Genomic DNA, 4060 nt, shown 5'->3' on the forward strand with positions numbered 1-4060 from the left:
CCCCCCCCGCCGCCGGTCGGCGGTGCCGTCCCGCCACCCCCGCCACGCAGGTCGACGTCCAGCTGGACCGAGAGGTTCACGAAGTCACCCATGTGCAGGTTGCGGGCCGCCTGGGGGTCACGCGAGATCAGGTTGGCGTCCGGGAACGGGTAGGTGAAGAAGATCTGCATCGCGTTGGGCAGTGCGTCTCCAGCGTCGGCGAGCGCCGTCAGCACGGGGTCGAGCTGGCGGAAGGCATCGATCGTCGACGTCTTCGACGCCTGGATGACGCGGACACCGACGTCGCTGAGTTGGGCGAGCGCCTTGAGCATCGTGACCAGGTCGTCGCGCTGGCGGTCGAGGGACTCCAGCGCCGCCGGCAGCTCCTCCAATGCCGCGTCGATCGCAGGCATCTGCTTCTCGACGCTGATCGCGAGACGGTTGACCGACTCGATCGCCTGGACGATGTCGCCCTTGTTCTGCTCGAGCTTGCCGACGAGGCTGGCGAGCTGGCGCAGCACGGATCGGGCCGAGCCCTCGTTGCCCTCGAGCGCGAGGTTGAGCTCCTTCGAGATCGTCTTCAGCTGGGCGACGCCACCACCGTTGAGGATCAGGCTCAGCGCGCTGAGCACCTCCTCGACCTCGGGGTTGCGGCCCGTGCTCTCGAGCGGGATCTCGGACTTGTTCTTCAGGCGCTCGGTGCTGGCCCCCTCGGCCGGCGCGGCGAGGGAGACGAACTTCTCACCGAGGAGGCTGGTCTGGCGGATCGTGGCGACGGCGTTGGCCGGCAGGTCGACCTCGTCGTTGATCTCCAGCGTCACCTTGGCGTGGTACCCCTCGAGGTCGACCTTGGAGACCTTGCCGACCGTCACGTCGGCCACCTTGACCGACGACTGGGGCACCAGGTCGAGGACGTCCTGGAACTCCACGGTCACCGTCATCGGGTTGTCGCCTGTGTCAGCACCACCGGGCAGCGGGAGGCTGTAGATGTCGAAGCGGCAGCCGGTCAGGGCCAGCATGCCGACCACGAGCACGGCGGCCTGGCGCACGACGCGCGTGGGCTTCATCGGGCCACCTCCACGAGTCCGCCGAGCGAGGGGTCGTACGGCTGGGTCGGACCGCCGGGCTGCAGCGCTCCCGCGCGCCCCAGGCCCGGAAGCTTGAGGCCGCCGAGGAGGTTGCAGACGGTCTTGCTGTTGGTCAACCCGCACAGCACAGCCGCGGGGTCTGCGGTGAGCTGGTTGACCACCTCACCGAGGTTGGCGCGGGTGTCCAGCGTGCCGCTCTGGGGGTTGTACGTGTGTCCGAGGTTGACGAGCGCGACGGGAGCGGCCGAGAGCGTCTCGTCGAGCGCTGCGCGCTGGCGCACCAGCACCTTCGCGACCCGGTTGAGGCCCCGGATGTTGCGGCCGAGCGAGGCCTCGTTCTCCTTGACGAAGGTCGAGACCTGGCCCATCGCGACGGCGAGGTTGCGCAGCGAGGCAGCGAGGTCGTCACGCTCCCCTGCCAGCAGCGCGGAGACGTCAGCCAGCGACTTGTTGAACTGACGGACGGTGTCGTCGTTCTTCGCGAGCGTGCTCACGAACTTCTCCAGCCGCGCTGCGGTGCCGAAGAGCTCCTCGCGGTTGTTGTCGAGGGTGCTGGTCAGCTTCGACAGGTCCTGGACGGTCTGGTTGAACTTCTCGCCCTGGCCGCTGAAGTTCTTCGCGGTCGAGACGAGCAGCTCGCTGAGCGCGCCGTCCTTGTTGGCCCCATCGGGACCAAGCGCCCGGGTCAGGTCGTCGAGGCTCTGGTAGATCTGGTCGAGCTCGAGCGGCACCGCGGTCCGGGACGTGTCGAGCACCGCGTTGTCGGCGAGCGTCGGCCCACCGTCGTACGCCGGGGTGAGCTGGACGAACCGGTCACCGACGACGGACGGCGCGATGATGACCGCCTTCGCGTCCGCAGGGACCTTCACGTCGGCGGGATACGAGACCGTCACCCGGACGTCGGTGCCCGAAGGCTCGACCTTGTCGACCGTGCCGATCGGGACGCCGAGGACGCGCACCTCGCTGCCCTCGTAGACCGAGACGGTCCGCGGGAAGTGGGCGACGAGGGTCTTGCGGTCCTCGCCGGTGAAGAGGACCAGGGCCGTCGCGAGCACGAGGATCACCAGGACGGCCGGGACCAGGAACTTCTTCATCGGCCCTCCTCCGCCGGCGCCACGCGCGGCAGCTGCGGCCCGGGCGGCATGTTGGCGATCCAGGTGTCGAACCACGGACCGGTGCCGAGCGTGTTGGCGAAGACCCGGTAGAAGGGGGCCATCAGCCGCAGCGACTGGTCGAGGTTGTCCTGGTTCTTGTTGAGCACGCGGAGCACGCTCTCGGTGTGCCTGAGCGCGGGCGCGAGGTCGGCACGGCTCTGCTTGACAAGCGCCGTCAGCTCCTGACCGAGCGTCGAGGTCGAGACCAGCAGGTTGTGGATCGCCTCGCGGCGGGCGACGACCGCGCGGAAGAGCACGTCGGCATCCTTCATCAGGCCGATCAGGTCGTCGTCGCGCTCGTCGAGAACACCTGCGACGGTGTGCAGGTTCTTCAGCAGGGTGTTGATCTGCTCGTCGCGCTTGGCCACGTTGCGGGAGAGGGCGGAGACGCCCTCGAGGGCGGCCCGGAACTCCTCCGGCGTGTTACGGGTCAGCTCCGCCAGCGTGCGGAACGAGTCGGCGAGCTGATCGGTGTCGATCTGGTCCGCCGTCTCCGCGAGACCACTGAACGCGTCGACGACGTCGTACGGCGAGCTGGTGCGGTCGACCGGGATGGTCGCGCCCTCCTTCATCTGGCCGGAGCCCGACGGCTGGAGGGAGAGGTACATCTGGCCGAGGATCGTCTTCACCTTGATCGCTGCACCCGTGTCCGGGCCGAAGTCGGCACCGGAGTCGACCTTGAAGGCGACCTTCACCTGGTTGCCGTCGAGGTCGACCGACTCGACCTTGCCGATGCGGACGCCGGCGATGCGGACCTCGTCCTCGGCCTTGAGGCCGCCGGACTCGCTGAAGGCGGCGTAGTAGGTGTCTCCCCCGCCGATGATCGGCAGGTCACCCGCACGGAAGGCGGCGACCATGAGGGTGCCGATCACCGCCAGGCTGGCTGCGCCGACGACGACGGGGTTGCGCTCGCGGAAGGGAATCATCAGAGACTGCACCTCGAGGCGGCGGTCTTGTAGTCGATCGGCAGACGCTGTCCGGTCGGCAGGATCACCCGGCCGTGGAACTCGCACAGGTAGAAGTTGAAGAAGGAGCCGTAGACAGCCGTCCGGCCCATCTTGTTCAGCTTGACCGGAAGGACCTGGAGCACGCGGTCGATCTCGCCCTTGTTGCGGTCGAGGTTGCCGGCCAGGCGCCGCAACTGCTTGAGGTCGGTGACCAGCTCCGGGCGCAGACCCTTGACCAGTCCGGCCGTCTCCACCGAGAGGCTCGAGATCTGGTCGAGCGGGCCGAGCAGGGCGTCACGGTCCTTGTTGAGGCCGCTGACCAGCGTGCGGAAGCTGGTGATCAGGCGTGCCAGCTCGTCGTCACGCTCGGCGACGTGCTCGAGGACGGTGTTGAGGTTGTCGATCAGGTCACCGATGACCTCATCACGATCCGCCAGCGTCGACGTGAGCGACGCGGTGTCGGCCAGCAGCCCCTCGAGCGTGCCGCCCTCCCCCTGGAAGACCTGGATGATCTCGTAGGAGAGCTTGTTGATGTCGGAGGGCGAGAGCGCCTGGAAGAGGGGCTTGAACCCGTTGAAGAGGACCGTCAGGTCCAGGGCCGGCTTGGTGCGCGACGCGGGGATGGTCGCCCCGTCGGGAAGGGTGCCGGAGTCGCCGACCCCCTGGGTCAGCGAGAGGTAGCGCTGTCCGACGAGGTTGCGGTAGCGGATCGCGGCGTTGGTGCCGCCGTTGACGACCGCCTCGTCGGAGACCGTGAAGGAGATCATCGCGCGGGAGCGGTCGACGATCTCGATGTCCTCGACCACGCCGACCTTGACGCCGGCGATGCGCACGTCGTCGCCCTCCACGACGCCGGTGGCGTCGACGAACTCGGCGCGGTACTCCTTCGACC

General features: G+C 68.3%; 4 protein-coding genes. All 4 read right to left on the reverse strand.

Annotation, left to right across the window (positions count from 1 at the left end; all coding sequences use genetic code 11):
- On the reverse strand, window positions 1–1046 hold a 1046-nt coding region (locus tag VLF38_RS01345; RefSeq protein WP_325269492.1), incomplete at its 3' end, for an MCE family protein.
- A complete protein-coding gene (locus VLF38_RS01350; protein WP_325269493.1) occupies window positions 1043–2161 on the reverse strand; it encodes an MCE family protein in 1119 nt (372 codons plus the stop codon). The genes VLF38_RS01350 and VLF38_RS01345, both read right to left, overlap by 4 nt.
- Window positions 2158–3147 (reverse strand): MCE family protein, encoded by a 990-nt coding sequence (locus tag VLF38_RS01355; RefSeq protein ID WP_325269494.1) that lies wholly within the window; start codon window positions 3145–3147, stop codon window positions 2158–2160. Before VLF38_RS01355 ends, VLF38_RS01350 begins: the two co-directional genes overlap by 4 nt.
- The coding region (locus VLF38_RS01360; protein WP_325269495.1) for an MlaD family protein at window positions 3147–4060 on the reverse strand (914 nt) is incomplete at its 5' end. The genes VLF38_RS01360 and VLF38_RS01355, both read right to left, overlap by 1 nt.

This window comes from Nocardioides sp. (assembly GCF_035481145.1).
Taxonomy (GTDB): Bacteria; Actinomycetota; Actinomycetes; order Propionibacteriales; family Nocardioidaceae; genus Nocardioides.

What these genes read in the sequence shown, in the direction of transcription:
- VLF38_RS01350 (WP_325269493.1), bottom strand. Translation starts at nt 2,161, where the DNA reads ATGAAGAAGTTCCTGGTCCCGGCCGTCCTGGTGATCCTCGTGCTCGCG.
- VLF38_RS01355 (WP_325269494.1), bottom strand. Translation starts at nt 3,147, where the DNA reads ATGATTCCCTTCCGCGAGCGCAACCCCGTCGTCGTCGGCGCAGCCAGC.